General features: G+C 73.8%; 24 protein-coding genes. 11 read left to right on the top strand and 13 right to left on the bottom strand.

What is annotated here, in order from left to right:
- Nucleotides 1-8: 8 nt before the first annotated feature.
- The 3 genes from VE614_RS19670 to VE614_RS19660 all read right to left on the bottom strand — a co-directional run bounded on the left by VE614_RS19670 (nt 9) and on the right by VE614_RS19660 (nt 2963).
- Nucleotides 9-1121, bottom strand: coding sequence for a GNAT family N-acetyltransferase (locus VE614_RS19670; RefSeq protein WP_324938449.1), 1113 nt, complete (start codon nt 1119-1121; stop codon nt 9-11).
- Between the two features lies 1 nt (nt 1122).
- The gene (locus VE614_RS19665; RefSeq protein ID WP_324938447.1) at nt 1123-1617 is read right to left on the bottom strand and encodes a hypothetical protein; all 495 of its coding nucleotides are present in this window, start codon (nt 1615-1617) and stop codon (nt 1123-1125) included.
- 140 nt (nt 1618-1757) lie between these two features.
- Nucleotides 1758-2963 (bottom strand): S8 family peptidase, encoded by a 1206-nt coding sequence (locus VE614_RS19660; RefSeq protein ID WP_324938444.1) that lies wholly within the window; start codon nt 2961-2963, stop codon nt 1758-1760.
- A gap of 369 nt (nt 2964-3332) precedes the next feature.
- Between VE614_RS19660 and VE614_RS19655 the strand changes: the two genes are divergently transcribed.
- Nucleotides 3333-4136, top strand: coding sequence for an SGNH/GDSL hydrolase family protein (locus VE614_RS19655; protein WP_324938441.1), 804 nt, complete (start codon nt 3333-3335; stop codon nt 4134-4136).
- A 46-nt stretch (nt 4137-4182) separates the two neighbouring features.
- Here VE614_RS19655 and VE614_RS19650 read toward each other — a convergent pair whose 3' ends face one another.
- The 4 genes from VE614_RS19650 to VE614_RS19635 all read right to left on the bottom strand — a co-directional run bounded on the left by VE614_RS19650 (nt 4183) and on the right by VE614_RS19635 (nt 10294).
- A complete protein-coding gene (locus VE614_RS19650) occupies nt 4183-5787 on the bottom strand; it encodes a serine/threonine-protein kinase (protein ID WP_324938438.1) in 1605 nt (534 codons plus the stop codon).
- A gap of 52 nt (nt 5788-5839) precedes the next feature.
- Nucleotides 5840-7297, bottom strand: a complete 1458-nt coding sequence (locus VE614_RS19645; protein ID WP_324938435.1) for a nickel transporter — start codon at nt 7295-7297, stop codon at nt 5840-5842.
- Entirely contained in the window at nt 7294-8658 is a 1365-nt protein-coding gene (locus VE614_RS19640) for a tetratricopeptide repeat protein (protein ID WP_324938432.1), read from the bottom strand. Before VE614_RS19640 ends, VE614_RS19645 begins: the two co-directional genes overlap by 4 nt.
- A 109-nt stretch (nt 8659-8767) precedes the next feature.
- Nucleotides 8768-10294: a DUF4331 domain-containing protein gene (locus VE614_RS19635; protein ID WP_324938429.1), complete on the bottom strand. Its 1527-nt coding sequence runs from the start codon at nt 10292-10294 to the stop codon at nt 8768-8770.
- 151 nt (nt 10295-10445) lie between these two features.
- Between VE614_RS19635 and VE614_RS19630 the strand changes: the two genes are divergently transcribed.
- The 3 genes from VE614_RS19630 to VE614_RS19620 all read left to right on the top strand — a co-directional run bounded on the left by VE614_RS19630 (nt 10446) and on the right by VE614_RS19620 (nt 12214).
- Nucleotides 10446-11009, top strand: a complete 564-nt coding sequence (locus VE614_RS19630; protein ID WP_324938426.1) for a sigma-70 family RNA polymerase sigma factor — start codon at nt 10446-10448, stop codon at nt 11007-11009.
- On the top strand, nt 11006-11818 hold the full coding sequence (locus VE614_RS19625) for an anti-sigma factor (RefSeq protein WP_324938424.1): 813 nt from the start codon (nt 11006-11008) through the stop codon (nt 11816-11818). Before VE614_RS19630 ends, VE614_RS19625 begins: the two co-directional genes overlap by 4 nt.
- A gap of 126 nt (nt 11819-11944) precedes the next feature.
- Nucleotides 11945-12214 carry a hypothetical protein gene (locus VE614_RS19620; RefSeq protein WP_073942132.1) on the top strand — a complete coding sequence of 90 codons (270 nt, stop codon included), beginning with the start codon at nt 11945-11947 and terminating at the stop codon, nt 12212-12214.
- 41 nt (nt 12215-12255) lie between these two features.
- On the opposite strand, the gene VE614_RS19615 is transcribed toward VE614_RS19620, so the two are convergent.
- From VE614_RS19615 to VE614_RS19605, 3 genes are read right to left on the bottom strand one after another with little or no spacing between them, the layout of a single operon-like run.
- Nucleotides 12256-13452, bottom strand: coding sequence for a CaiB/BaiF CoA-transferase family protein (locus VE614_RS19615; protein WP_324938417.1), 1197 nt, complete (start codon nt 13450-13452; stop codon nt 12256-12258).
- Nucleotides 13453-13511: 59 nt separating this feature from the next.
- Complete coding sequence (locus tag VE614_RS19610) at nt 13512-14294, bottom strand: ABC transporter permease (RefSeq protein WP_324938414.1); 783 nt, start codon at nt 14292-14294, stop codon at nt 13512-13514.
- Complete coding sequence (locus tag VE614_RS19605; RefSeq protein WP_324938411.1) at nt 14291-15232, bottom strand: ATP-binding cassette domain-containing protein; 942 nt, start codon at nt 15230-15232, stop codon at nt 14291-14293. The genes VE614_RS19610 and VE614_RS19605 overlap by 4 nt, the downstream gene beginning before the upstream one ends.
- A gap of 63 nt (nt 15233-15295) precedes the next feature.
- On the opposite strand from VE614_RS19605, the gene VE614_RS19600 reads away from it, so the two are divergent.
- Nucleotides 15296-16009, top strand: coding sequence for a TetR/AcrR family transcriptional regulator C-terminal domain-containing protein (locus tag VE614_RS19600; protein ID WP_324938408.1), 714 nt, complete (start codon nt 15296-15298; stop codon nt 16007-16009).
- 66 nt (nt 16010-16075) lie between these two features.
- Here the strand turns inward: VE614_RS19600 and VE614_RS19595 are convergent, their stop codons facing one another.
- From VE614_RS19595 to hmgA, 3 genes are all read right to left on the bottom strand, one after another.
- The gene (locus VE614_RS19595; RefSeq protein ID WP_324938405.1) at nt 16076-17227 is read right to left on the bottom strand and encodes a type ISP restriction/modification enzyme; all 1152 of its coding nucleotides are present in this window, start codon (nt 17225-17227) and stop codon (nt 16076-16078) included.
- Nucleotides 17228-17249: 22 nt separating this feature from the next.
- The gene (locus tag VE614_RS19590) at nt 17250-17999 is read right to left on the bottom strand and encodes a GntR family transcriptional regulator (RefSeq protein ID WP_324938402.1); all 750 of its coding nucleotides are present in this window, start codon (nt 17997-17999) and stop codon (nt 17250-17252) included.
- Between the two features lie 63 nt (nt 18000-18062).
- Nucleotides 18063-19412, bottom strand: a complete 1350-nt coding sequence (gene hmgA / locus VE614_RS19585) for a homogentisate 1,2-dioxygenase (RefSeq protein ID WP_324938399.1) — start codon at nt 19410-19412, stop codon at nt 18063-18065.
- A gap of 189 nt (nt 19413-19601) precedes the next feature.
- Here hmgA and VE614_RS19580 point away from each other — a divergent pair, with 189 nt between their 5' ends.
- The 6 genes from VE614_RS19580 (at nt 19602) to VE614_RS19555 (ending at nt 26779) form a co-directional block, all read left to right on the top strand.
- Nucleotides 19602-20201, top strand: coding sequence for a hypothetical protein (locus tag VE614_RS19580; protein WP_324938397.1), 600 nt, complete (start codon nt 19602-19604; stop codon nt 20199-20201).
- An 80-nt stretch (nt 20202-20281) separates the two neighbouring features.
- Complete coding sequence (locus VE614_RS19575; protein WP_324938393.1) at nt 20282-20899, top strand: TetR/AcrR family transcriptional regulator; 618 nt, start codon at nt 20282-20284, stop codon at nt 20897-20899.
- A gap of 118 nt (nt 20900-21017) precedes the next feature.
- Nucleotides 21018-23249, top strand: coding sequence for a molybdopterin oxidoreductase family protein (locus VE614_RS19570; protein ID WP_324938390.1), 2232 nt, complete (start codon nt 21018-21020; stop codon nt 23247-23249).
- A 157-nt stretch (nt 23250-23406) separates the two neighbouring features.
- Nucleotides 23407-24864, top strand: a complete 1458-nt coding sequence (locus tag VE614_RS19565; RefSeq protein WP_324938388.1) for a citrate:proton symporter — start codon at nt 23407-23409, stop codon at nt 24862-24864.
- Nucleotides 24865-24919: 55 nt separating this feature from the next.
- A complete protein-coding gene (locus tag VE614_RS19560) occupies nt 24920-26152 on the top strand; it encodes an MFS transporter (RefSeq protein ID WP_324938385.1) in 1233 nt (410 codons plus the stop codon).
- 150 nt (nt 26153-26302) lie between these two features.
- A complete protein-coding gene (locus VE614_RS19555; RefSeq protein ID WP_324938382.1) occupies nt 26303-26779 on the top strand; it encodes a DUF3574 domain-containing protein in 477 nt (158 codons plus the stop codon).
- Nucleotides 26780-26844: the final 65 nt, after the last annotated feature.

Raw genomic sequence — 26844 nt, 5'->3', positions numbered from 1 at the left:
AGCAGGCCTCACGATTCCGCAGGTTTCTCCCGTTCCGAGCGGATCTTTCCCACTCTTCTGAGCAGCCGGTCGGCGGGCTCGAACAGCTCCGGCCGGGACACCACGGCATTGCGCAGGGCCCGTACCGGGGCACGGTGTGCCCGGTGTCCGAACGCCACCGGGTGACGACGGGTCACCCACCCCTCCGACACCTGGATCTCCCGGGTCTTCAGGGAGTCCTTGTATTCCTTCTGGCCCCGGCCCAGATCGAGATACGCGATCCCGTCGGCGGCGGCCGCCTCGGCCATCCGCAGATGCAGGACCAGACCCGGGGAGTACCTGGCGAACGCCGGGTCGTACGCCGGGAACCAGCAGGCGAGGATCCGCTCGCTGCGCAGCCCGAAGTGCGCGGCGACCGGCCGGCCGTCCGCGTACAGCACCGACAGGATCCCGGCGAACCGGTCGGTGCGGGTGTGGAAGAGATGGTGGACCAGATCGGTGATCCAGTCCTGGGCGAAGCGGTCGCTGCGGCCGGTGCGGCGGTACTGCGCCGACTTCCACCCCATGAGGGTGCGCAGCGCGGCCGGATCCCGCTCGTCGTGCACATGGACGACCTCACCGGCGTCACGCCCCAGCTTGCGCTCCTTGGCGAGCGTGGTCCGGGTGAACTTCGGCGAGCGCTCGCGCAGCCCGGCGAGATAGGCGTCGTAGCCCTGGTCGACGTCCACGACCGGGGACGGGAAGGTGCCGGTGACCCCGGCCGCGAACGGCCGCTGCCCCTCCACCAGGTGGTCGAACTCCCAGACCGCGAGCCCGCAGGCGCGCAGCAGCTCCCGCGCGTCCCAGGTGAACCCGGGCCGGTGCACCACGCCCTGCGCGTCGGAGACGCCGAGCCCGATCGCCCGGCCCACCCCGGCGGCGGACCGCTGGAACGGGAGGAACGCGACCGGGTCGCCGCCCTCCCGGACCACCGCGATCCGCACCCCGCGCCGGTACCTGCCCACCGCGAGCGCGAACTCGGGGGACAGGAACGGGTTCGCCAGCTCCGGCGCGCCGTGCAGATGCGCCTTGGCCTGGAGCGCGGTCCACGCCGCCCGGTCGGCGGCGGTCAGCTCACCGGGGCGGTACACGCTGACGTCCACGTCACCAGCCCTGACTTCTCGGCGTGCGGCCGCGCGGGCGCCGCACTGCGACCAGCAGGAGAACGAGGGCGCTGAAGGCGGTCACCGCCGCCAGTCCGGTGCGCACCGACCAGTGGTACGTGGCCAGCAGGACCTGCGCCACCAGCATGTCGACGGCCACCGCCCCCGCCAGCGAGGCGACGGTGCGGCCGAAGGGTTCCAGACCGGTGAGCGCGGCGGCGATCGCCGCGGCCGGTGCCGCGAGCAGGAAGAAGAGGACGAACGGGCCGCGCAGCGGCGAGGCGTGGCCGGTGAACGCGAGCAGCGCGCCCAGCCCGCCGACGGCGGTGGCGGCGCCCGCGAGCAGCGCCGTCAGATCCCTCCCCGGCCCTGACCGCGTCCGTTCGGCGCCCTCCGTCGTGTCCGCGGTGTCCGCCGTGTCGGCCGTGTCCGCTGTGTCGGCCGTGTCCGTCGTATCTGTTCCGCCTGGTTCGGTTGTGCTGCGAATGGTCTGCATGGGCGACTTTGCCCCCCGAAGCGCCGGATGCCGGGCTTCAATGTGGCCCAGTGCCGAGGGGGCCGTCAAGACCGCGCAGGTGTTCCCCGGAGGCGCCGCGCACCTCCGGGGAACCGTGGGTCACACCCGCCGCGGGAGCGTCACGGGACGAGCTTCAGCAGCCGGTTCGGGGAGCCGCTGCCGGGGCTGGTCACCTTGCCGGTGGTGGCGCCGGCGGTCAGTGCCGAGGCGACCTGCGCCGGGGTGGCGGAGGGGTGGCCGGCCAGGTAGACCGCGGCCGCGCCCGCGACGTGCGGGGTCGCCATCGAGGTGCCGGAGATGGTGTTGGTCGCGGTGTCGCTGGTGTGCCAGCCCGCCGTGATGGAGGAGCCGGGCGCGAAGATGTCCAGCGCCGAGCCGTAGTTGGAGTAGCTCGCGCGGGCGTCGGTGCTGGTGGTGGCGCCGACGGTGATGGCCTCGGAGACGCGGGCCGGGGAGAACGAGGAGGCGTTGGCGTTGCTGTTGCCCGCCGCGACCGCGTAGGTGACGCCGCTGGCGATGGAGTTGCGCACCGCGGTGTCCAGGGTGGTGGAGACGCCGCCGCCGAGCGACATGTTGGCGACCGAGGGGCCGGAGTGGTTCTTCGTCACCCAGTCGATGCCCGCGATCACGCCGGCCGTGGTGCCCGAGCCGCTGTTGTTCAGCACCCGCACCGCGACGATCTTCGCCTTCTTGGCGACGCCGTAGGTGGAGCCCGCGATGGTGGTGGCCACATGGGTGCCGTGGCCGTTGCCGTCCTGGGCGGTGGTGTCCCCGTCGACGGCGTCGTAGCCGTTGACGGCACGGCCGGTGAGCTGGGAGTGGCTGATGCGCACGCCGGTGTCGATGACGTAGGCGGTCACGCCGGTGCCCGCGCTGTCCGGGTAGGTGTAGGTGCCGGAGAGCGGGAGCGAGGTCTGGTCGATGCGGTCCAGGCCCCAGGGGGCGTTGGTCTGGGTGGCGTCGATGGAGACGCGCTGGTTCTGCTCGACGGCGGCCACCGCCGGGTCGGCGGCGAGTCTCTTCGCCTCGGTCGCGGAGAGGGTGGCGGTGTAGCCGTTCAGCGCGCTGCCGAAGGTCTTCCCGACGGCGCCGCCGTACTCCTCGACGAGGTCCTTGCCCCGGCTCGACGCGGCCTTGAAGCCGGCGTCCTTCTTGAGCGTGACGATGTAGCTGTCCTTGATCGCGGTGGGGGAGCCGGCCGCGAGCACGGTGCCCTCGGCCGGGGCGGCCTGGGCGGGGAGGGCGGTGAGTCCGCCCACGAGTGCGGCGGTGGCCAGGCTGGTTATCGCGGCGAGCCGCACCTTGTTGCTCCGCAGGTGTGCCATGACGAGGGGGTCCTCCTCTGGGCGGCGCGCGCCCGGTGGGGCGCTGCGTCTGTGGGGGATGTGCGCGTGCTCGCGCACACGGCCCGGAGCGTGGCGTACCGCCGCGGGCTGGGATCAAGCGTGGGTGCATCACGGGTGGGGAACAAGGGAGTTGAGCACCCGTCAACAAATCTGTCATGTACGCGAAATCAAGGGCAGGGGTGCGGCAGGGGATCGGGCCGGAAGTGACCGCTAACGGTCCGAAAAGCGGTCGAGAACGATGCTGGAAGCGATCGCGAACGCATGCGAAAGACTTGGCATGGACACTTCCCGTCAACACGCGTAGTTGGTACGACGGTTGTGGCAGACATCCTGCTAAAGGGAGGTTCCATGAGACGTTCCCGACTTGTCGCATACGTGAGTTCGGTCTTCCTCGGCGTCGTAGCGACGCTCACCGGAGCCGCCGCGGCCCACGCGACCGACGCCGCAGCCACCGGCTATGTGGCGCTCGGCGACTCCTACTCCTCCGGCCTCGGCGCGGGCAGCTACATCAGCTCCAGCGGCGACTGCAAGCGCAGCACCAAGGCCTACCCCCAGCTGTGGGCCGCCGCCAACGCCCCCTCGTCCTTCCACTTCACCGCCTGCGCGGGCGCCCGCACGGACGACGTCCGCAACGGCCAGCTCACCCCGCTCGGCGCCGGCACGGGCCTCGTGTCCATCAGCGTCGGAGGCAACGACGCCGGCTTCGGCGACGTCATGACGACCTGTGTCACCCAGTCCGACAGCGCCTGCATCAGCCGTATCAACACCGCCAAGGCGTACGTCGACACGACGCTGCCCGGCAAACTCGACGCCGTCTACTCGGCGATCCGCGCCAAGGCACCCGCGGCCCACGTCGTCGTGCTCGGCTACCCCCGCTTCTACAAGCTCGGCACCACCTGCCTGGGCCTGTCCGAGGCCAAGCGCAGCGCCATCAACCAGGCCTCCGACCATCTGAACGCCGCGATCGAGAAGCGCGCCATGGACCACGGCTTCACCTTCGGTGACGTCCGCTCCACCTTCACCGGCCACGAGATCTGCTCCGGCAGCTCCTGGCTCCACAGCGTCAGCTGGCTCAACATCAGCGAGTCCTACCACCCCACCACCAACGGGCAGTCCGGCGGCTACCTGCCGGTGTTCCGCAGCGCGGCCTGACCCCCTCACCCCACCCGGTGGACTCCTCACGCACCGGGTGAGACCCTCACGTACTCGGTGAAGCGGAGACCCCGTCCGACGGGGTCTCCGTCACACAGGTCACCGAGAACGGCACCTTCTCCGAGGCGGCGTGCACCGGCTCGCGGACCTCGACCCCGATGGCGTCCTCGAAGGTGCCGCTGTCGTCGTACGTCGTCACGGTCACCCGGTCGTGCCCGCTCCGGTCGCCGCCCTCCGGGAACGACAGCGTCTTCCAGCCCCCGTCGAACGGCTCGCCGTCCTGGCCCACCCACTGGTACACGACCTCCGTCGGCACCCGGCCCACGGTGAACGTCGCCGTGAACTCCGGTGCGCGCGCGGCCGGTGGCGGACACGGGCCGGAGTACTCGGTGCGGGCACCGGTCACCGTCACGGTCACCGACTGCGGCGGCGGAGTGCTGCCCGGGCCGCTCTCGCTCGGGCTCGGACTCGGTGTCGCGGACGGGGCGGGGGACGGCGGGTCCTCGGTGGTCTCCTCGTCCGTCGGCTCGGGCGAACTCTGCCGCGCGGTCGGGGTGGGGGTGAGGGCGCCGCCCGCGTTCCCGCCACCGTCCTCGCGGTTCAGCAGCGCGTACGTCAGCCCCGCGAGCGCCAGCGCCAGCACCGCCAGACCCGCGACCAGGGCGAGAGCGGCTCGGCGGCGGGGCGGCGGCTCGGGGACCGGGCCGGTGCGGCCGGCCGGCTTCCGCGGCGGCGGGGAGGACGCCGAGACGGGCGGGTCGTACGGCGCGTACGGCGTCGTCGGGGCCGTGCCCCCGCTCGCTGCGCCGTCCCCGGGCGGAGTGCCCCCGGCGCCGATCAGCCGCAGGTCCCGCTCGGCGCGCTCGGCGGACAGCCGCTCTGCCGGGTCCTTGCGCAACAGGCCCTCGATCACCGGACCCAGCGGTCCCGCCCGGCGCGGGGGCGGCAACTCCTCGTCGACGATGGCCCGCAGGGTGCTGAGCGGGGTGTCCCGGCGGAACGGCGAGTGGCCCTCGACCGCCGCGTACAGCAGCACGCCCAGCGACCACAGATCGGACTCGGGGCCGGGCGTGCGGCCCAGTGCCCGCTCCGGGGCCAGGAACTCGGGCGAGCCGACCACCTCGCCGGTCATCGTCAGCGCGGAGCTGCCCTCGACCATGGCGATCCCGAAGTCGGTGAGCACCACCCGGCCGTCGTTCGACAGCAGCACGTTCGCCGGCTTCACATCCCGGTGCAGCACCCCCGCCGCGTGCGCCGCCCGCAGCGCGGCCAGCACCTCCGCGCCGGTGTGCGCCGCCCGCCGGGGGGCGATCGGGCCCTCCGCCTCCAGCAGTTCGGCCAGCGAGATGCCCCGCACCAGCTCCATCACGATCCACGGGCGGCCCTCCTCGGCCGCCACGTCGTAGACCGTCACCACGTTGCGGTTCGCGACCCGCGCGGCGGCCCACGCCTCCCGTTCCAGCCGGGCGTACATCCGCTCCACGTCGGACCCCGGCAGCCCGGCCGGGGCGCGCACCTCCTTGACGGCGACCTCGCGGTTGAGCAGTTCGTCACGGGCCCGCCACACGGTCCCCATACCGCCCTCGCCGAGGGGGGACAGCAGCCGGTAGCGACCCGCGATCAGCCGTTCACGGCCCGGTACGTCGGACACGGGCGCCCCCTCTTCGGATCCGGGCGAAATCCCTGTTTTCCCTGAAAGTAGCTCACCCGAGTGCGGTTGCCGCCCCCTTGAGCACCAATCCGGCCCCCAGGGCCACCACGACGGACGCCGACCCCAGCGGAGCGGTACGCCGCACGGCCGCCGTCAGCGGGCCCGCGCGCCGCAGCGCCCGGGCCACGCCCGTGCCCAGCCGGAACACGGCGAACCCGGCCGCGGTGAGCGTCAGGGCGAGCCCGGCACCGTACGCGAGGACGAGCAGCAGCCCGAACCAGGCCTTCCCCAGCGCCGCCGCGCCGACGAGCACGACGACGGCGGAGGGACTGGGCACGAGCCCGCCGGCGAAGCCGAGGAAGAGGGTGCCGCGGAGGGAGGGGTGGTGCGCGTGCGGGTGCGTGTGCGTGTGGGGGCCATGTCCGTGTTCGGGCCCGTGCCCATGTCCGTGTTCGTGCCCGTGCCCATGGGTGTGTGCGTACCCGTGCCCCCGGTTGCGCCAGGCCCGGCGTACGAGGCCCACTCCCGCCGCCGTCACCAGGGCGCCGCTCGCGATGCCCAGCCAGGCGACCACCGAGGGCGCCGCCGCCGATCCGGCCGTGACCAGCAGGCCGAGGGCGACCACGCCGAGGGTGTGGGTGACGGTCACCGACGCGGCCAGCGGCAGGACGTCCCGCGGCCGGGCCCGGCCGCCGCGCGCCACCGCCGTCGCGGCCATCAGCGTCTTGCCGTGCCCCGGGGCGAGCGCGTGCAGCGCGCCGAGACCCAGCGCGACGGCCAGGGCGAGGGCGGCGAAGCCGGGGGTGAGGTCATGGCGGGAGACCAGGGAGTCCAGGGCGCGGGTGAACCGGTCGGCGCCGCGCGGCAGCACGGAAGCGGCGGGCGCGTCGCCGTCCCGCTCCTCCATGGCCAGGGCGGGTCCGCCGGGGCGCAGCCGCAGGGACGCGGAGGTGGTGCCGGCCGGTGAGGACAGCAAGGCCTCGGGATAACGCGTCAGTCGGCGGGAGGAGGACTCCTCGGGCACGTCCGACGCGGTGAGGGTCGTCCGGTCGCCGCGGGCCGTGATCTCCCGCCAGCCGGGGCCGGGGGCCGCGCTGCGGAAGCCGACGGCCGTCGCCCTGCCCCGTGGGAGCGGGGCCGTGAGCCGGCACTCCACGCGGAGGGTGACGAGGCCCGCCCGTCCCGGCCGGACCTGCCCGGAGCCGGAGACGACGGTGAACGCGACCTCCCGCCCGCCGACGGTGACCACGCTGTCCCGCGCGGCCCGTGCGCAGCGCTGCCGGGCCCAGCGGTCCACGCCCAGCCGCTCGATGTCCGGGCCGGCCTGGGCCGCCGGGATCTCGGCGAAGTCCTCGATGTGCTCGACGCGCAGTTCCCCGGGGGCGGCGACCAGCCCGTCGTACTGGTTGACGGTGAAGTCGCCCAGCGGATGGGCGCCCGCGGCCCCGGCGGGCAGCAGGACGAGCGCGCAGGCGGCGAGGGCGGAGGCGGCGAGGTGACGCAGTCTCACTCGGCGGCCTCCAGGCTCTTCAGCGCCGCCCTGGCCTCCCGGGCGCCCCGTGGGGAGAATCCGGGGTTCAGGTCCAGGGCCCTGGTGAGGGAGGCCCGGGCGTCCCCGTCGCGGCCCAGGGCGCGTTCGATCATGCCGCGGTGGTAGTGGAACGCGGCGTTGCGGTAGCCGGTCGCGGTGGCCCGGCGGGCGAGGGCGAGGGCCTGCGCGTCCTGTCCGTTGCGGTGCAGGGCCCAGGCGAGGGCGTCGGCGGTGTGCACGCTGCGGCGGCGCTCCCACTCGGCGCGGGCCGCGCGCAGCGCCGTCTTCGGGTCGCCGTGGTCGGCCGCCGCGAGGGCGGTGTCCAGGTCGGGGTTGAGGCCGCCCGAGCGGGCGAGCGCGGTCCAGGCGTCGACCAGCGCGTACTGCTCGCGCGCCTGCTCCTCGTCGCCCGCCGCCTCGTACAGCTCGCCGAGCAGTACCAGCGGCCCGGGCAGCGGGGCCCTGGCGACGACCTGTTCCGCGGTCCGGATCGCCGCCGCCCGGTCGCCCCGCGCGGCCTGGACGCGTGCCAGCCCCTCCAGCGCGGGCAGGTGGGTGTCGTCGGCGGCGAGGGCGCGGGCGTAGTGGCGCAGCGCGGCTGGGTACGCGCCCTGGTCGAAGGCGAGCCGGCCGAGGGCGGTGGCCACGTACGCCACGTCGCCGGGCGCGGTGGCCGAGCGCAGCGCCTGTGCCAGCACCCGGCGCGCGGAGCGGACGTCGCCGCGCAACTCCCGCACGTACGCGTACCGGGTGAAGACCGGCACCCCCGGCCGCCGGGTGTCGGCGAGGTCGGCGGCCCGCGCGGCCTCGGCGTAGCGGCCGAGTTCGACGAGGGCGTCGACACGGGTGCACAGGGCCCGCTCGTTGTACGGGTTCCGCCTCAGCGCCCGGCCGGCGTCGCGCAGCGCGCCGGTGAAGTCGTGCCGGGCGGCGGCCAGGGCGGCGCGGCCCGCGAGGGCCTGGTCGTTGCCGGGCCGCAGGGCCAGCGAGCGGTCCAGGGCGCGCTCGGCCTTCGGATAGCGGGAGGGGTCGCCGGTGGTCCTGGCCTGCTCGACGTATGCCAGTGCGAGGGTCGCCCAGCCGGTGAAGTCCCGGGGCTGGGCGCGCAGGTGGGCCTGGAGCGCGGTGACGCCCGTGTCCAGGTCGCCGTGGGAGAGCAGGGCCGGGGAGACCGGTGCCGAGGAGACCGGCCGCCGCTCGCCGTCCCGGCCGTCGCCGGCCGCGAGGGACGTGCCCGTCAGGGCGATCGCCAGCAGGGCGGCGCAGCCGGCGAGCCGGGCGGTGCGGCGTGGGCGCCGGGGCGGCGGCTCGATGGTGTCGTTCGTCGTGCGGGGGACCATGCCTCTCCTCGTGCGGTCGTGCGGTCGTGCCGTCCGGGTGGGGAAGGGGGTGGCGCGGCCCGCGCGTGGGGAGTGGGAGGGGCGGGCCGCGCCGGTCTGTGCGGGGCCGTCAGTAGGCGCGGCCCCGGCTGCGGCGCCACCAGGCCAGCCCGGCGCCGATCAGCAGCACGCCCACCGCGCCGGCGCCCGCCGAGGCGGCGATGAGCGGGGTGTCGTCCCCGGCGGAACCGGCGGGGCGCAGGGCGTCGCCGAGCTGGCTGCGGACGTCCGCGTCACCGGAGGTGCCCTGGGCGAGCGGGCCACGCGAGCCCTCCGTCGGCAGGGCGACGTACGGGAAGGCCTTCTCGAACTCCCTGTCGTTGGCGTCGACCGCGTCGCCCAGGTCGTTCTCGGCGCCGACCAGTTCGCCCTCGACGACCTGGAGGGCGACGTCGATCACGTCGTCGGTGAGCCGCCGGCCGTTGGGGAAGCCCGCGGTGTCGCCGTCGAGGACGCCGAGCCGCTCGGGACGCTTCGCCGGTTTGATCGAGGTGTTCAGGCGCAGTTGCTCCGCCGGGGTCACGTGCGGCGGCTGGTTGAGGTCCTCGACGCCCTTGAGGAAGACGTCGACGAGGTCGTTGCGGGGCTCGGCCGGGGCCTCGATCCCGTAGATCGCCTCGATCAGCTTGGGCAGTTCGGGGTGGGTGACGTTCTTCAGGAACCTCGCGTCGTCCCGGGGCGTGGACGCGTTGAACACGTCCTTGTCCTGCCGCGGGTTGACGACCTCGTTCACCAGCGGGTTGCCCAGCCGGGAGACCTGGGTGAACCCGCCCTTGGCCGTGCGGCGCTGGGTGGTGGTCCAGATGCCGACGACCGGCTGGTGCGCCGACTCGGTGATCATGTGGGTCGGCACCTGGAGGGCGATGGAGTTGACGTTGTAGCCCTTGAGGGTGTCGTTGCCGACCTCGGAGAGGTTCCCGCCGTACAGCAGGTCGAAGACGCGCAGGTCCAGGAAGAACGGGTCGTCCGCCTGCCCGGCGAAGGTCCTGGCGCCGCCCGCCAGCTGGTGCACGGCCTGCCGCCGGAGCTTGGCGTAGTCCGGCATCGACGCCTTGCCGACGTTCGACGGCGCCACCGGCACCCGGTCGGCGATCTTCGTCCGGGACACCGCGCGCAGGTTCTCCAGCCGGATGAGTTCCAGGGTGTACGTCTGGGTGACGTTGAGGTCGGGGTCGTCCAGGCTGTCGACCGGACCGGTGTTGTGCAGGAAGGTCTTCTCGTTCTTGACGTGCGTGCGGAAGGTGTAGCGGAAGACCAGGTCCTCCCGCGCGTCGCCGTCGTTGTCGACGCGCAGGTCGTACTGGGCGTCCTCCGCGAAGGGGAAGAAGTTCGGCCCGCCGGCCGGTTCCTCGAAGGGGATCCAGTCGGCGATGATCGTCGTCGTGTCCGGCCGGTCCGGGCTCACGAACGCGTAGAGATCCGTGGTGTCGTACTGCGGGGTGCCCGAGATCAGCGGGGCCTCGCGGTGACTGGAGGCGGCGGCCTCCCCCGGCTGCAGCGCGGCCACGCCGGCGGCTGCGAGCCCCCCGGCGGCCAGCGCGCCACACACGAGGGCCGCGACGCCGCGTCCCGCCCCGCTCCTGGAGATAGCTGTCATGCCGTCCGTCCTCCGTGCCGATGTGCCTGACGCCGGGGATTCGCAGCGGGCCGTCGACCGGATTGGTCGGTGGAGAAATATTTTTGTTCCGCCTTTTCCTCGCGCCGCGACCCGCGTTTTCGGCCCGCTGATCCGTAATCCCGTCCGAGAGGTGACAGGGAGGGGGGAGCGGGTGGAGGCGGACGAGCTTCTGCTGCGCGTGGCGGGCGGCGACCAGCAGGCCTTCGAGGACCTGTACACACTGGTGTCCGGACCGGTCTTCGGGCTGGTGAAACGCGTGGTGCGGGATCCGGCCCAGTCCGAGGAGGTGGCCCAGGAGGTGCTGCTCGAACTCTGGCGGTCCGCCGGGCGGTTCGACCCCCGGCGCGGCAGCGCGCTCGCCTGGGTGCTCACCCTCGCCCACCGGCGCGCCGTCGACCGGGTGCGCAGCGCCCGCGCGGCCGTCGACCGGGAGCGGCGGGAGGCGCTGCGGGCCCAGGCGCCCGCCTTCGACCAGGTCGCCGAGGAGGTGGAGGCCGGGCTGGAACGCGAGTGGGTGCGCCGCTGCCTGCACCGGCTCACCGCCCTCCAGCGTCAGTCGGTCACCCTCGCCTACTACGAGGGCTACACCTACCGCGAGGTCGCCGAACGGCTGTCGCTGCCGCTGGGCACGGTGAAGACCCGGATGCGGGACGGCCTGACCCGGCTGCGGGACTGCATCGGGGGTGCGGCATGAGCGTCCTGGACCGGCTCCTCGGCCGCGAGGACCCCCACTCCCTCGCCGCGCCCTACGCGCTCGACGCCCTGGGCTCCGTGGAACGGCACCGGTTCGAGCGGCATCTGGCCCGCTGCGGGCGGTGCGCCGCCGAGGTACGGGCGCTGACCGAGGACGCGGTGCGGCTGGCCTGGTCGGCGGCCGAACCCGCGCCGCCCGGCCTGCGGGCCCGGGTCATGTCGGCCGTACGGGCCACACCGCAGGCACCGGCTCCGGCCGCCGCCCACAGCCCGCGGCTGCCGCCGCACGTCTGGGGCTCGCGGCCCCCACCGGCTCGCGCCCGTACGCCGCGCCCGCGCCCCCTGTTCGTGCCGTTCGCCACCGTGACCGCCGCCGCGGCCCTCGTCGTCGCCGCGCTCTTCGCCGTCCAGGCGGACCGGACCCGGGACGAACTGGCCGCGGAACGGGACCGGGCACGTGAGATCGCCCACGTTCTGGCCGCCGAGGACGCCCGCGCGACGGCCGGCCGGGACGGGCGGGGCGGCACGATCGGAGTGATCGCTTCCGTATCCGAGGGGCGTGTGGTGGTGACCCTGCGCGGGTACGGCGAGCCGCCCGGGGAACACGTGCATCAGCTGTGGCTCATGCGCCCCCACGCGCAACCGCGCTCCCTGGGCCTGTTCGCCGGCGACACGCCGTTGGTCGCGTCGGGCCTGGACAGGGCGGCGACATCACTCGCTGTGACGGTCGAGCCCGAGGGAGGATCAGATCAACCGACCACGCGACCCGTTGTCCAACTCGCCCTGGAATCGGTCGGATTCGGAAAGTGATCGGGGGTGGATCGTCAACGCCCTTACGGGGAAGGTGTTTCCTGTGACCGCGATACACGAGTGCCCCGAGGGGGCGATAGGGTTACCCTGCCCGGGCCGGGTGGACTTGTACGGGTGGGGAGTGACATGGAACAGATAACTGTGCGCAGCAGGGCGAGGGTCCCTGCGATCACCTGCGGAAGCAGCGCGACCAGTACGCGCCTCGATCGCCATCTCGCGGTGCTGGCGGGTCCCGCCGTGCCGCAGCAGAAGACGGCCGAGGCGACCTCGCTGATGCGTGAGCTGACCGCGCGCGAGCCCGCGCACCGTCCCAGCGCCACGGGCGCCCGAGTGAGCCGCGTCTCGCTCTTCGCCCCGCTGCGCCGGCTCCGCCGCACCCTGTTCGGCGGTCACTGACCGGCACCGGCGCTCCCCGGGGCCGCTTCCCGGACCCGCGCTCAGGCCACCACACCGTCCCGGCGCAAGGCTGCGATCTCGTCGTCCGTCATCCCCACGGCACGCAGCAGCGCCCCGGTGTGCTGGCCGAGCGCGGGAACGTCGCCCATCCGCGCGGTGTCCCCGCCCGGCAGGGTGATCGGCGGCAGCAGTGCCCGCAGCGGCCCCACCGGCGACTCCACCTCCCGCCACCGGTCCCGTGCCGCGAGCTGCGGGTGCTCCGCCACCTCCCGGACGTCCCGCAGCCGGGCGCAGGCGATCCCCGCGCCCTCCAGCCGGGCCAGCGCCTCGTCGGCGTCGAGCACTCCCAGCGCCTTCGCCACCAGCTCGTCCGTACGCTCCCGGTTCGCCACCCGCGCCGCGTTCGTCGCGTACGCCGGATCCGCCCCCAGCTCCGGCCGGCCCATGACCTGTCCGGCCAGCCGCCGCCACTCCCGGTCGTTCTGCACCGAGAGCAGCACCCGTCCCCCGTCCGCCGTGGCGTAGGCGTCGTACGGCGCGATCACCGCGTGCGCCAGACCGGTGCGCGCCGGGGGAGTGCCGTCGTGCATCGCGTGGTGCAGCGGATGGCCCATCCACTCCGCCAGCGACTCCAGCATCGAGATCTCCACCGGCCCGCCGCGCCCGGTCGTCCCCCGGCGCACCAGCGCGGCCAGCACCCCGGAGAAGGCGTACATGGCCGCCGCGATGTCCGCCGCCGGGATCCCCGCCTTCACCGGCCGCTCCGGCGTCCCGGTGACCGACACCAGACCCGCCTCGCACTGCACGAGCATGTCGTAGGCCCGCTTGTCCGCGTACGGCCCCGACGCCCCGTACCCCGAGATGTCCACCGCGACCAGCCGGGGGTGCGCCGCGCACAGCGTCGCCGCGTCCAGGCCCAGCCGGGCCGCCGCCCCCTGCGCCAGGTTCTGCACGAACACGTCCGCGTCCGCCACCAGCCGCCGCACCACGTCCAGGCCGCGCGGGTCCTTCAGGTCCAGCGCGATCGACTCCTTGCCGCGGTTGCACCACACGAAGTGCGAGGCCAGGCCGCGGGCGGCGGTGTCGTAGCCGCGCGCGAAGTCGCCGCCGTCGACCCGCTCGACCTTGATCACCCGGGCGCCGAGATCGGCGAGCTGGCGGGTGGCGAACGGGGCCGAGACGGCCTGCTCGACGGCGACGACGGTGATGCCCTCCAGGGGCAGGGGGAGACGCTCCATGGGGTGGATCATGGCTCCTGCCCCGCCGTCCTGTCAGCAGTGCCGGACGCCCGCGGTCACTACCGGTTCCCGTGCGCGTACCGGTGCACGGCCGCGGAGGCGAAGACGGTGACGAGCACCGCGCACCACGCCAGGGACCCGGCGACCGGGTGCGCCACCGGCCAGGCCGCGCCCTCGGGCACGGGGGCGTTGCCGAACAGGTCGCGCACGGCCGTGGTGACCGCGCTGATCGGGTTCCACTCGGCGACCGCGCGCAGCCAGCCCGGCAGGCCCTCGGTCGGGATGTAGGCGTTGGACAGCAGCGGCAGCACGAAGGTCGCCCCGCCCAGCTGGCCCGCGGCCTCCTCGTCACGGGTGAGCAGGCCCAGGAAGATCCCCACCCAGGTGCAGGCGAACCGGAACAGCAGCAGCAGGGCGACGGCTCCCGCCGCCCCGGCCGCCGACCCCTCGATCCGCCAGCCCATCGCCAGCCCGACCAGCAGGAACGGCACCGTGCCCGCCGCCGAGACGACCAGGTCCGCGGCGGCCTGGCCGAGCGGCACCGCGGCCCTGCTCATCGGCAGGGTGCGCAGCCGGTCGGTGACACCCCGGTGGGTGTCCTGGGCGGCCTGGAACATCCCGGTCATCACCCCGCCCGCGGCCGTCGCGACCAGCAGCCCCGGCACCAGGAAGGAGCGGTACTCGGTGCCGGGCATGGCGAGGGCGCTGCCGAAGACGTAGCCGAAGAACAGCAGCATGGTGATCGGCATGGTCTGGGTCAGGACCAGCAGTCCCGGGTTGTTCCGGGCCCGCTGGAGCTGGCGGCCCAGCATGGCCGTGCCGTCGTGGACGAGCGTGCTCATGCGGCGGGCTCCTTCTCGGTGAGGCGCAGGAAGACGTCGTCGAGGGTCGGGGGCCTGAGGCTCGCGTCGAGCAACGGCACGCCCGCCGCGTCGAGTTCGCGCACCAGGCGGGGCAGGGTGAGCGTGGTGTCGCGGGTGACCGCGCCGACGGCGGCCCGGTCGTGGTCGAAGGCCGGCTGCGCCCCGGTGAGCCGGTCGAGCACGCCCGCCGCCCGCACCATCGCCTCGGCGTCGGCGACGACCACCTCGACGTGGGTCCCGACGACCGCCTTCAGTTCGGCGGGCGACCCGGTGTGCGCGACCCGGCCGCGGTCCATCAGGGCGATGCCGTCGGCCAGTTGATCGGCCTCCTCCAGGTACTGGGTGGTGAGGACGACCGTGGTGCCCTCGGCCCTCAGCGCGCGCACCGCCTCCCGGATCCCGTTGCGGGAGGCCGGGTCGAGGCCGGTCGTCGGCTCGTCCAGGAACAGCACCTCCGGGCGGCGGACCAGACTCGCCGCCAGGTCCAGCCGGCGGCGCATCCCGCCCGAGTACGTGGAGGCGGGGCGGTCGGCGGCCTCGGTGAGCCCGAAACGCTCCAGCAGCTCGTCGGCGGCCCGCGCCGGGCCGCGCACCCGGTGCAGCCGGGCGAACAGGCGCAGGTTCTGGCGGCCGGTGAGGTCGCCGTCGACCGACGCGTACTGCCCGGTGACACCGATGCGGCGGCGGACGTCCGCCGCCTCGCGGACCAGGTCGTGCCCGGCGACCCGGGCCGAGCCCGCGTCGGGGCGCAGCAGGGTGGTGAGCAGCCGGACGGCGGTGGTCTTGCCCGCGCCGTTCGGCCCGAGCAGCCCGCAGACCGTCCCCTCCGCGACCGCGAGATCCAGTCCGCGCAGGGCGTGCACGGTGCCGAAACGCCTCTCCAGACCCTCACTAAGTACGGCGTACGTAGTAGTCATGGCTCGACCATAGCGCACTACGTACGCTGTACGTAACTACGATGGTGGGCGAGGTGATGACCGATGGCGGGCCGAGCGGCCGAACCCGAAGTGATCTGGGCGCGCCCCGAGCGGGCGGGCCGCGGGCCGAGACCGGCGTACACCCGTGCCGACATCGCGGCGGCGGCCGTCCGGATCGCCGACGCCGAAGGGCTGGACGCGGTGTCGATGCGGCGCGTCGCGGGCGAGCTGGGCTGCGGCACGATGTCGCTCTACAACTACGTCCCCCGCAAGGAGGACCTGTACGAGCTGATGGTGGACGCCGCCAGCGCGGAGCACGAGCTGTGGGAGCCGGGGGACGACTGGCGCGAGGAGGCGCGGCGGATCGCGCGGCAGACCCGCGCGCTGATGCACCGGCATCCGTGGCTGACGCGCGTGCTGTCACCGGTGTACGGGTTCAGCCCGCACGCGTTGCGCTTCCTCGAACACTGCCTCGCCTGCCTGGACTCCCTCGACGCGCCCTACGGCACCAAGATGCAGCTCATCGGCATGCTCAACGGGTGTGTGACGGCGTACGTCGCCAACGAGCTGGCCACGGCCGAGCGGAGCCGGGCGCTGCCGTGGTCGCCGGAGCGGGAGAGCGCGGTGCGGGGGGCCTATCTGGGCGGCCAGATGGCGAGCGGGGCCTATCCGCGGCTCGCGGCGGCCTTCTCGGAGGACCCTGGGCCCATGGATCCCGAGGCGCTGTTCGAGTTGATGCTGGGGCGGATTCTGGGCGGGTTCGCGTCGCGGGAGTGAGGTCCGGGTGCCGTTCCGCGTGGTGACGTGGGGGCTGCTCGCGCGCTTCCCCGCGCCCCCGGTGGGTCAGAGCAAGGCCAGTTGGCCTTCCGGGCCTTCCTCCCGGGAGTTCAGGACCGAGGGCGGGCGGCGCGTCGTTTCCGGGGGCGGGAGGATGCCTGACTCCTTCAGTTCCGTCGCCGTGATGGGGGACGTGAGCGTCAACTGCCCCTTCTGCGGGAGGAGTTCCGCGATCAGGGTCAGGACCGTGATCAGCTCCAGGAGTTCCGACGTCCAGGTCTGGGGCCAGGCCGTGGGACGGATCGCCGTGAGGGTGCCGGGCTCGGAGACGGCGGTACGGACGGTGAACCAGTGCTCCAGGACGCGTACCCCGCCCGCCTCGAAGTCCCAGGCCCGCGGGGGTACCGGGGAGATGCGGCCCTCGTCGAGGTGGAGGGCTTCCTCCTCGCGGTCGTAGCGCAGGGTCAGCGGGCGGGCGGGCAGCGGCGCGCGCACGTAGGGGCGGCGGCCGCCCGGGAGTCTGGGGCGTTCGCCGTCGCGGCGCATCAGCCACAGGAGGCGATGGCCGAGTGCCAGGCCCTCCGCCCAGAGCCCGGGGTCCTCGGTGAGCGGCACGGTGAGGGCGGGGCCGGTCGTCGCCACGGTCCAGGCGAGGACGTCCAGCGGGGTCACCGGGTGGCCGAGGCGGGTGACCAGGTGGTCCAGGAGGCCCGGGGCCAGGTTGGGTTCCGTGCCGTCGGGTCGGCGGTACAGAGGGCGGACGGGGCCGAGGAGGGGGAGGACGGAGGTCGCCAGGAGGGGGAGCGCCGGGTCGTCCGGGTTCTGCACGGCGAAGATCTGGCGGGGGCCGGCCACCCGCCACAGTTCCGGGCGGGCGGTGTCGATGAGACGGTGGTCCGGGAGGAGCCACTGCTCGTCGAAGGGGGCGCGCAGGACGCGGACCGGCTCCGGGCCGGGGCCCGTGGCGCGCAGCAGGCGTTCCGTGCCGGTGGACTGGCCGGGCAGCTGGCCGACCGCGCTGCGCAGGGTGCGGGCGCGGGTCGGTTCGAACAGTGCCTCCCGGTCGGCGCCCTCGGCCCGGACCAAGGCGTCCCAGCGGGCCTTGAGCGAGCCGGGGTCGGGAGCCGCCGGCCAGCCCCGGCCGAGCCGGGGCGGTGCGACGGACCACGGCATGAGGTCCGCCAGCGGCGGAGCGTCGTCGTACGTCACGCCCGGCATCGTACGACGGGCCCGGGTGTGGCTAGGTGGCGTCCAGGGTGACGGTGAAGGAGAAGCGGTCGCCGCGGTAGTGGATGACGGCCACGTCCAGGACGCGGCCGTCCCCGTCGTAGGTGACGCCCGTGTAGTGCAGGATCGGGCTGAGCAGCGGGACCTGGAGCAGCCGGGCGGTCTCCGGGTCGGCGAGGCGGGCCTCCACGGTGTCCGTGATCCGGCTGATGTCCGCGCCGACGACATCGCGCAGCACCTTCGTCATCGGCCAGCGCGCCAGGTCGTCGGGGTCGATGCGGTCGGCCAGTTCGGGGCGGACCCAGTTGCGGGCGTGGTTGGTCGGCTCACCGGTCTCGGCGTCGCTGCGCAGCCGGTGGTAGGCGGCCGCCTCGGTGAGGTCCGGGAAGTACTCCGCGGCCTCGGCGGGCACGGGGACGCGGCCGTGTTCCAGCAGTTCGGTCGTCATGCCGGACTGCTGGGCCACGATCGCGTCCACCGAGCCGAGCAGCCGCACCGGTGAGCCCCGGCGGGCGCTCGGCTCGATGAACGTGCCGCGCCGGCGATGGCGGGTGATGAGCCCTTCGTCCTCCAGCTCCTTCAGCGCCTGCCGCATGGTCAGCACGCTCACGCCGTAGTGCCCGGCGAGCTGCTCCTCGGTGGGCAGCCGCAGCGGGTCCCGGGGGGAGCGGCCGAGTATCGAGGCGCGCAGCGACTGCGACACCTGGTACCAGAGCGGCAGCTTGCGGTTCAGGACGATGGAGTCCGGGGCGAAGGAGGTCACGGGGTCATCCGTACCGGTTGCGGAATCATCGGTGCAACAGGGGACTGCGGGGGCGCGCCATGGTCACCGCGCGCGGAAGTGGCGTTCCAGGCCCTGCCAGACGTCGTCGTAGGCCCGCTGGAGGTGCTCCGCCTGGGCCGCGTGCGGGGTGAGCGTCACCGGCCAGCGGGTCTCGAACATGAACGCCAGCCCGTCGTCGATCTTCTGCGGCTTCAGCTCGGCCGCGCTCGCCCTGTCGAACGTCTCCCGGTCGGGACCGTGCGCGGACATCATGTTGTGCAGCGAGCCGCCGCCCGGCACGAAACCCTCCGCTTTCGCGTCGTAGGCGCCTTCGATCAGGCCCATGTACTCGCTCATCACGTTCCGGTGGAAGTACGGCGGCCGGAAGGTGTCCTCGCCGACCAGCCAGCGCGGCGCGAAGACGACGAAGTCGACACCGGCCAGGCCGGGGGTGTCCGAGGGAGAGGTGAGCACCGTGAAGACCGACGGGTCGGGGTGGTCGTAGGAGATGGTGCCGATCACGTTGAAGCGGCGCAGGTCGTAGACGTACGGCACGTAGTTGCCGTGCCAGGCGACCACGTCCAGCGGAGAGTGGTCGTAGGTGGCCGTCCAGAGGTTGCCGCAGAACTTGTTCACCACCTCCACCGGGCCCTCGACGTCCTCGTACGCGGCGACCGGCGCGAGGAAGTCGCGGGCGTTGGCGAGTCCGTTGGCGCCGATCGGGCCGAGGTCGGGGAGGCGGAAGGGGGCGCCGTAGTTCTCGCAGACATAGCCGCGGGCGGTCTCGTCGAGCAGTTCCACCCGGAAGCGGACCCCGCGCGGGATCAGCGCCACATGGCCTGGTTCGGCGTGCAGCAGGCCGAACTCCGTGCGCAGCAGGAGCCCGCCCCGCTCCGGGACGATCAGCAGCTCGCCGTCCGCGTCGCTGAAGACGCGGGCCATGGAGGCGTTGGCGTGGTACAGGTGCACGGCCATGCCGGAGCGCTGGGTGACATCGCCGTTGCCGCCCAGGGTCCACAGGCCCTTCAGGAAGTCGGTGCCGGGCTCGGGCTCCGGGAGCGGGTTCCAGCGCAGGCGGTTCGGGTCGGGCACCGTCTGGGTGAAGGGCGCGGTGCGCAGCGCGCCGTTGCCGGTGCGGGTGAACGCCGGGTGGGCGGCGGACGGGCGGATCCGGTACAGCCAGGAGCGGCGGTTGTGCGCCCGGGGCTCGGTGAACGCCGTACCGCTCAGCTGCTCCGCGTACAGGCCCAGCGGGGCGCGCTGCGGTGAGTTGCGGCCCTCGGGCAGGGCGCCCGGGACCGCCTCGGAGCTGTGCTCGTTGCCGAATCCGGAAGAGTACGCCAGCCCTTCGGCGGTCTTGCGCGCTCCCCCACGCTCGGATTCGCTCGCGCGGGCGGTGCCCCCATCGGTCATGATCACTGCTCCTTGTGCCGGTGATGGTCGACCCTGATTCCTATGCATCACCGTAGGATTGCGGTTGCTCCCGCGCAAGAGGTCCGCGCCGGCCGTGTGCCCCCTCCTCTCGGCGGACTACTGGAGGACTACGAGAACCAGACCTGAGGGGGATTCGAGGTGTCGCACCGGTGTTCTACGCTCGCCGGCATGTCATGGACGCGCGGAATCCCCGCCGCGCTCGCGGTCTGTGTCCTCGTGCTGGCCGGATCCGCGGGCTGCGGCACCAGTGACGCAGAAGAGCGAAGAGGCGGAGACGCACCCGCGCCCGTGGGCAGGGTGCTGGAGGACAGGGACGAGCAGGGGCGGGCCTACCGCCAGGTGGACGAGGAGGACGCCCCCGAGGTCGGCGTCGAGGTGCAGCCCGCCCCGGCCGGCGACAGCTGGCGGGTCCGGCTGACCCTCGACGGCTTCCGCTTCTCGCCCGCCGGGGCGCCCGCCGAGGCGGTGGCCGGGCGCGGCACCGCGCGGCTCTTCGTCGACGGCCGGTTCGTCACCGAGCTGCGCGGCCCCGAGTACCGGCTGCCCGGCCGCCTCGTCCCGCGCGGCACCCACCAGGTCACCGCCCGGCTCTACGCCGACGACGGCACCGTGTGGGCGGTGGACGGCGAACCGGTCGAGAGCACGGCCGACGTCACCGTCTCCGAGTCCGAACCGGCGCCCGACGAGTCCGAACGGGCACCCGACGAGTCCGAACCGGCACCCGAGGCGAGCGCGGCGGGCTCCGCGGCGCCCGGTGCCGGGCCCTGACCCGGCGGCCAGATGAGTGCTGGGGCCACCGGTGCGCGTACTGGGGGGTGAGGTTCACCGGACCGCCCCGGAAAGGCATCATGAAGCCCGTGCCCCATGCGACCACGCTCCGCCGCGCGCCCGTCCAGCGCCGCAGCGCCGAACGCCTGACCAGGATCCTCGACGCCTGCGCCGACCTCCTCGACGAGGTCGGCTACGACGCGCTGAGCACCCGGGCCGTCGCCCAGCGCGCCGGTGTCCCCATCGGCTCGGTCTACCGCTTCTTCGGCAACAAACGGCAGATGGCGGACGCGCTCGCCCAGCGCAACCTGGAGCGGTACGCCGAGCGCGTCACCGGGCGGCTGAAGGACGCCCGGGCCGGTGACTGGCGGGCCGCCCTGGACGCCGTGCTGGACGAGTACCTGGCCATGAAGCGCACCGCGCCCGGCTTCTCCCTCGTCGACTTCGGCAACCAGATCCCCGTCGGCGCCCGCCAGGGCGAGCCCAACCACCGGGTCGCCGACGTGCTGACCGGCCTGCTCTCCGGTTTCATCGGCCGCGCCCCCGACGAGGATCTGCGCCGGACGTTCCTGATCGCCGTGGAGACCGCCGACACCCTCGTCCAGCTGGCCTTCCGGATGGATCCGCAGGGCGACGAGCGGATCATCGCGGAGATGCGGGAGCTGCTGCGCTCCTATCTGGGGCGGGTGCTGGACTGACGCCTCCGGGCGGCTGCGCCGAGGGGAGTCGCGCGGAGTCCTCCCCTCCATGCCTACCGGTCGGTATGCTCGGCGTCGTCCGTGCGCCGTCGCCGCCGCCAGCCCCCGGGAGGACCCGATGTCCCGCACCGCTCTGCGTATCTGCCCGTTGTGCGAGGCCACCTGCGGGCTGACCCTCACCATCGAGGGCACCGCCGTCACCGGTGCCCGCGGCGACCGCGACGACGTCTTCAGCCAGGGGTTCATCTGCCCCAAGGGCGCCGCCTTCGGCGCCCTCGACGGCGACCCCGACCGGCTGCGCGTCCCGCTGGTGCGCCGGGACGGCGAGCTGCGCGAAGCCACCTGGGAGGAGGCCTTCGACGCGGTCGCGGCGGGCATCCGGCCGGTGGCCGAGCGCCACGGACCGCACGCGGTGGGCGTCGTCCTCGGCAACCCCAACGTGCACACCATGGCCGGCGCCCTCTACCCGCCGGTCCTGCTCGGCGCGCTCGGCACCCGCAGCCTCTTCACCGCGTCCACGGTCGACCAGATGCCCAAGCACGTCTCCAGCGGACTCCTCTACGGTGACGCGGGCGCCATCCCCGTGCCCGACCTCGACCGCACCGACCACCTGCTGCTCATCGGCGCCAACCCGCTGGAGTCCAACGGCAGCCTGTGCACCGCCCCCGACTTCCCCGGCCGTCTGAAGGCGCTCAAGTCCCGCGGCGGCACCCTCACCGTCATCGACCCGCGCCGCACCCGCACCGCCCGGCTCGCCGACCGGCACATCGCGATCCGGCCCGGCACGGACGCGCTGCTGCTCGCGGCGACCGCGCACGTGCTGTTCGCGGAGGACCTGGTCGACGTGGGGCACCTGGCCCCGCACCTGCACGGCCTCGACGAACTGCGCGCCGCGCTGCGCGACTTCACGCCGGAAGCCGTCGCCGAAGCCTGCGACGTGGACGCCGAGGTGCCGCGCGTCCTCGCCCGCGAACTGGCCGCCGCGCCCACCGCCGCCGTCTACGGCCGGATCGGCAGCTGCACCGTCCCGCACGGCACCCTCGCCAGCTGGCTCGTCGACGTCCTCGGCATCCTCACCGGCAACCTCGACCGGCCCGGCGGCTCCCTCTTCCCGCAGGCCGCCACCGACAGGACACCCCGCCCGGCGGGCCCCGGCAAGGGCTTCGCGCTCGGCCGCTGGCACTCCCGGGTGCGCCGGCACCCCGAGGCGAAGGGCGAGTTGCCGCTCTCCGCGCTCGCCGAGGAGATCGACACCGCCACGCCGGACGGCGAGCCGATCCGCGCGCTCGTCGCCATCGCCGCCAACCCCGTGCTCTCCGCACCCGACGGCGACCGCCTCGACAAGGCGCTCGGCTCACTCGACTTCATGGTCAGCGTCGACCCCTACCTCAACGAGACCTCCCGGCACGCCGACGTCGTGCTGCCGCCGCCCCCTCCCGCGCAGAGCCCGCACCACGACTTCGCCTTCAACTCCCTCGCCATCCGCAACCAGGTCCGTTACACCCGGCCCGCGATCCCGCTGGAGCCCGGCCGGATGGCCGAGACCGAGATCCTCGCCCGGCTGATCCTGGCGGCGACGGGCACGCACGGCGCCGATCCCGCCGCCGTCGACGCCATGGTCATCGACCAGACCCTCGGCAAAGCGGTCCAGGACCCCCACTCCCCGGTGCACGGCCGCGACCCGCGCGAGCTGGCCGCGCGGCTCACCGGCGACAACGGCCCCGAGCGGCGGCTCGACCTGATGCTGCGCCTCGGTCCCTACGGTGACGGCTTCGGCGCACACGAGGACGGACTGACCCTGGAGAAACTGCTGGCACGTCCGCACGGCATCGACCTCGGACCGCTGCGCCCGCGCCTGCCGCAGCCGCTGAAGACCCGCACCGGCAAGGTGGAGCTGCTGCCCGGCCCGATCGCCGACGACCTGCCCCGGCTGAAGCGGGCGATGGCCGAACGACCCGCCGGACTGCTCCTGGTCGGCCGCCGCCATCTGCGCTCGAACAACTCCTGGATGCACAACGTCCCGGCCCTCACCGGCGGCACCAACCGCTGCACCCTGCACATCCACCCCGAGGACGCCGAACGGCTCGGCGTACGCGACGGGGCGTCCGTGCGGGTCAAGGGCGCCGGGGGAGCGGTGACCGCCGTGGCGGAGGTCACCGGCGCGGTGCGTCGGGGCGTGGTGAGCCTGCCGCACGGCTGGGGCCACGACCGCCCCGGCACCCGGCTGCGGCACGCCGCCGCGGACCCCGGCGTCAACGTCAACCAGCTCCTCGACGGCAGCCTGCTGGACCCGCTGTCGGGCAACGCGGTCCTCAACGGAGTTCCGGTCGAGCTGGCCCCGATGGCCTGACGTGTGCGGGGGCGCTGACCTGAGCAAAGCTGTGACCAGCAGTTTTGCGCTTATTGCTCGCGTGTCAACGTCTTGTTAACGCTGCTTGACGGGACCTAACGTCCATCGCACCGCCGGCCCAGGTGGGAGTTCAAGGGCGAACGTTAGGTATCCACTCATGCTGACCATCCTCGGCTTCGCCATGATCGCGACCTTCCTGGTCCTGATCATGATGAAGAAGATGTCGCCGATCGCGGCGCTCGTGCTGATCCCCGCGCTGTTCTGCGTGGTCGTCGGCAAGGGCGCCCACCTGGGCGACTACGTCATCGACGGCGTCACCAGCCTCGCCCCGACCGCGGCGATGCTGATGTTCGCGATCGTCTACTTCGGAGTGATGATCGACGTCGGTCTCTTCGACCCGATCGTCAAGGGCATCCTCAGGTTCTGCAAGGCCGACCCGATGCGGATCGTGGTCGGTACGGCGCTGCTCGCCGCGATCGTGTCGCTGGACGGCGACGGCTCGACCACCTTCATGATCACGGTCTCCGCGCTGTATCCGCTCTACAAGCGGCTGAAGATGAGCCTCGTCGTCATGACCGGTGTCGCGGCCATGGCCAACGGCGTGATGAACACGCTGCCCTGGGGCGGCCCCACCGCCCGCGCCGCCACCGCGCTCAAGCTGGACGCCAGCGACATCTTCGTCCCGATGATCCCGGCCCTCGCCGTCGGCCTGCTCTTCGTGATCGGCCTCTCCTACGTGCTCGGTCTGCGCGAGCGCAAGCGGCTGGGTGTGCTGACGCTGGACGAGGTGCTGGTGGAGGAGAAGGAGACGGTGCTGGTGGGCGCCGGATCCGGGGCCGACGCGGAGGGCAAGCGGCTGACCGGGGGCTTCGGTGCGGGCGCCGGCTCCGGTGACGGCGGCTCCGGTCCGGCCGCCGACGGCTCAGGTGCGGCCGCCGACGGCTCAGGTGCGGGCGCCGAGGACGACGACGACTTCCGGGGCCTCGACCCGAACCGCGACACCCTGCGCCCCAAGCTCTACTGGTTCAACGCGCTGCTCACGGTCGTCCTGCTCACCGCCATGATCATGGAGTGGCTGCCGATCCCGGTGCTGTTCCTGCTCGGCGCCGCGCTCGCGCTCTCCGTGAACTTCCCGCGCATCCCCGATCAGAAGGCCCGCATCGCCGCCCACGCCGACAACGTCCTCAACGTCTCCGGCATGGTCTTCGCCGCCGCCGTCTTCACCGGTGTGCTCCAGGGCACCGGCATGGTCGACGCCATGGCCACGTGGATGGTGGACGTCATCCCCCAGGGCATGGGCCCCCACATGGCGCTCGTCACCGGCGTGCTGAGCCTGCCGCTCACCTACTTCATGTCGAACGACGGCTTCTACTTCGGCGTCCTTCCGGTGCTCGCCGAGGCCGGCGCCGCACACGGCGTCTCGCCGCTGGAGATGGCCCGCGCCTCCCTGGTCGGCCAGCCCCTGCACATGTCCAGCCCGCTGGTCCCCGCGGTCTACGTGCTGGTCGGCATGGCGAAGGTCGAGTTCGGCGACCACACCCGGTTCGTGGTCAAGTGGGCCGCCCTCACCTGCCTGGTCATCCTCGGCGCGGGCCTCCTGTTCGGCATCATCTGACGCCCCTGCCGGCCACCTCGTCCGTCGCCCTCGACTGCCCTCGGAGGTAACAACCATGGGGCCCGGTGGGAACCGCGGCTGGCTGCTCCGTCTCGTCATCGCCTTCAGCTTCGCGCAGGGGGCGGTGTCGATGGCCCGGCCCGCCGTCTCCTACCGGGCCCTCGCGCTGGGCGCGGACGAACGGGCGATCGGTGTGATCGCGGGCGTCTACGCCCTGCTCCCGCTGTTCGCCGCCGTCCCGCTGGGCCGCCGTACCGACCACGGCCGCTGCGCGCCGCTGCTGCCGGTCGGCGTCGTGCTGATCTCCGGCGGCTGCGCGCTCAGCGGCCTGGCCGGCTCGCTGTGGGCCATGGCGGTCTGGAGCGGCGTGATGGGCCTCGGCCACCTCAGCTTCGTCATCGGCGCCCAGTCCCTGGTGGCCCGCCAGTCCGCCCCGCACGAACAGGACCGCAACTTCGGCCACTTCACCATCGGCGCCTCCCTCGGCCAGCTCGTCGGCCCGATCGCGGCCGGCGCGCTGATCGGCGGCCCCGACAGGGCGGGCAGCAGCGCGCTCGCCCTGCTCGTCGCGGGGGCGGGCGCCGCGGTGGCGTTGACCTCGCTGTGGCGCACAGAGCATCGCCGTACGGCCCCCATGTCCCGTACGGAGGCGGGCGACCGCCTGCCCGTGCACCGCATCCTGCGCGCCCGGGGCGTGCCCGCGGGCATCCTGATCAGCCTCTCCGTGCTGTCCGCCACCGACATCCTCACCGCCTACCTGCCCGTGGTCGGCGAGCACCGGGGCATCGCCCCGTCGGTGATCGGCCTGCTGCTCAGCCTGCGCGCGGCGGCCACCATCGCCTGCCGTCTGGTGCTCACCCCGCTGCTGCGGCTGCTCGGCCGCACCGCGCTGCTCACCGTGACCTGTCTGCTGGCCGCCGTGCTCTGTGCGGGCGTCGCGGTGCCGGTGCCGGTGTGGGCGCTCGCCCTGATGCTGGCCGCGCTCGGCTTCTGCCTCGGTGTGGGGCAGCCGCTGTCCATGACGACGGTCGTGCAGGCCGCCCCCGCGGGCGCCCGGTCCACCGCGCTCGCCCTGCGGCTGACCGGCAACCGCCTCGGCCAGGTCGCCGCCCCGGCCACGGCAGGCCTGGTCGCCGGGGTGGCGGGGGCGGCGGCGCCGTTCGTGCTGCTCGGGGTGTTGCTGCTGCTGTCCTCCGGGGTGGCTTCGCGCGGCCGGGCGCAGCCGGCGGCGGGGGAGGCCGGGCGGCACACCCGCACACCGCGGGCCCGCCGCCGCAGCGACGCCTGAGCGGCCACCCGGGCCCCGGGCTTCCGGGCCCCCGCTTCCGGGCTTCCCGGCCGCCGCCCACCCCGGGCCTCCGGCCCCCGTGCGTACGGGCACCCCGGATCCCGGCGTGGCTCCGGGATCCGTACGGGGGCGTCCCGTAAGGGAAGCGGCATGACCACGCATCACACCCGCACCCCGCACCTCATCCTCCGTAACCGCCCCCGCACCGCCGTCGCCGCGGCCGGGCTGCTGCTCGCCGTCGCCGCGCCGGCCGCCTATGCAGCCCTGGACGAGGACACGGGCGCACCGCCGCGCGGGACGCCGTACGTCGAGACCCAGCTGTTCTTCGGCACCGAGCGGCCCGACGGCGGCCGGGCCGTCACCGAGCGGCAGTTCACCGAGTTCCTGGACCGCGAGGTGGCCCCCGCCTTCCCGGACGGGCTGACCGTGCAGGAGGGACGCGGGCAGTGGCGGGACGCACGCGGTGTGGTCGAGAGGGAGCGGTCCTACGAGCTGATCCTGCTGTATCCGGTGGCCGAGGCGGCGGCGCGGGACCGGGGGATCGAGGAGATCCGGCGCGCCTACGAGAAGCGGTTCGCGCAGGAGTCGGTCGCGCGCGTCGACCTCCGGACGCGGGTCGACTTCTGAGCCGCTCCGGGGCAGGGTGAGCCGTGCCATGCGGGACGCCCCTGGTGCCGTAAAACTAACGGCGC

The sequence above is a fragment of the Streptomyces sp. genome (genome assembly GCF_035645055.1).
Lineage (GTDB): Bacteria > Actinomycetota > Actinomycetes > Streptomycetales > Streptomycetaceae > Streptomyces.
This window is presented reverse-complemented; position numbering and strand designations above follow the sequence as displayed.

Bases quoted from the DNA above. Each gene is read 5' to 3' on its own strand.
- VE614_RS19565 (WP_324938388.1), top strand. From the start codon at position 23,407: ATGCTGACCATCCTCGGCTTCGCCATGATCGCGACCTTCCTGGTCCTG.
- hmgA (WP_324938399.1), bottom strand. From the start codon at position 19,412: ATGACCGATGGGGGCACCGCCCGCGCGAGCGAATCCGAGCGTGGGGGA.
- VE614_RS19605 (WP_324938411.1), bottom strand. From the start codon at position 15,232: ATGACTACTACGTACGCCGTACTTAGTGAGGGTCTGGAGAGGCGTTTC.
- VE614_RS19595 (WP_324938405.1), bottom strand. From the start codon at position 17,227: ATGCCGGGCGTGACGTACGACGACGCTCCGCCGCTGGCGGACCTCATG.
- VE614_RS19600 (WP_324938408.1), top strand. From the start codon at position 15,296: ATGGCGGGCCGAGCGGCCGAACCCGAAGTGATCTGGGCGCGCCCCGAG.
- VE614_RS19580 (WP_324938397.1), top strand. From the start codon at position 19,602: ATGTCATGGACGCGCGGAATCCCCGCCGCGCTCGCGGTCTGTGTCCTC.
- VE614_RS19635 (WP_324938429.1), bottom strand. From the start codon at position 10,294: ATGACAGCTATCTCCAGGAGCGGGGCGGGACGCGGCGTCGCGGCCCTC.
- VE614_RS19625 (WP_324938424.1), top strand. From the start codon at position 11,006: ATGAGCGTCCTGGACCGGCTCCTCGGCCGCGAGGACCCCCACTCCCTC.
- VE614_RS19575 (WP_324938393.1), top strand. From the start codon at position 20,282: ATGAAGCCCGTGCCCCATGCGACCACGCTCCGCCGCGCGCCCGTCCAG.
- VE614_RS19555 (WP_324938382.1), top strand. From the start codon at position 26,303: ATGACCACGCATCACACCCGCACCCCGCACCTCATCCTCCGTAACCGC.
- VE614_RS19570 (WP_324938390.1), top strand. From the start codon at position 21,018: ATGTCCCGCACCGCTCTGCGTATCTGCCCGTTGTGCGAGGCCACCTGC.
- VE614_RS19655 (WP_324938441.1), top strand. From the start codon at position 3,333: ATGAGACGTTCCCGACTTGTCGCATACGTGAGTTCGGTCTTCCTCGGC.
- VE614_RS19610 (WP_324938414.1), bottom strand. From the start codon at position 14,294: ATGAGCACGCTCGTCCACGACGGCACGGCCATGCTGGGCCGCCAGCTC.
- VE614_RS19615 (WP_324938417.1), bottom strand. From the start codon at position 13,452: ATGGAGCGTCTCCCCCTGCCCCTGGAGGGCATCACCGTCGTCGCCGTC.
- VE614_RS19665 (WP_324938447.1), bottom strand. From the start codon at position 1,617: ATGCAGACCATTCGCAGCACAACCGAACCAGGCGGAACAGATACGACG.
- VE614_RS19620 (WP_073942132.1), top strand. From the start codon at position 11,945: ATGGAACAGATAACTGTGCGCAGCAGGGCGAGGGTCCCTGCGATCACC.
- VE614_RS19640 (WP_324938432.1), bottom strand. From the start codon at position 8,658: ATGGTCCCCCGCACGACGAACGACACCATCGAGCCGCCGCCCCGGCGC.
- VE614_RS19660 (WP_324938444.1), bottom strand. From the start codon at position 2,963: ATGGCACACCTGCGGAGCAACAAGGTGCGGCTCGCCGCGATAACCAGC.
- VE614_RS19560 (WP_324938385.1), top strand. From the start codon at position 24,920: ATGGGGCCCGGTGGGAACCGCGGCTGGCTGCTCCGTCTCGTCATCGCC.